Raw genomic sequence first — 254 nt, 5'->3', positions numbered from 1 at the left:
CCCGAACGCCGCCGCCATCAGTGCGATCAGGCGGTGGTATCCGCCTCGGTAGGGTCCGGCAGCACCGGATCGGCATCGAGTTCACCGCGCTGGGTGGCCTCCTCACCGTCGTCGAGGGACTCCAGCGACTCGATCGACGTCAGCCACGTCGCGACGGTCTCGTCGTACAGGCCGAGGCGGGACGCAGCGGCCCACGCCACCCAGGCCATACGCGACAGCGGCATCGATCCATCTGAGCCGACGAACGCTGCCTT

General features: G+C 68.9%; 1 protein-coding gene. It reads right to left on the bottom strand.

The annotated features are described in order from the left end of the window. Window positions 1–26: 26 nt before the first annotated feature. Window positions 27–254, bottom strand: a 228-nt coding sequence (locus tag ACS2QP_RS28165) for a hypothetical protein (protein WP_438883125.1), incomplete at its 5' end; no start/stop codon positions are given.

This window comes from Bacillus cereus group sp. Bce019 (genome assembly GCF_051781745.1).
Lineage (GTDB): Bacteria > Bacillota > Bacilli > Bacillales > Bacillaceae_G > Bacillus_A > Bacillus_A cereus.
This window is presented reverse-complemented; position numbering and strand designations above follow the sequence as displayed.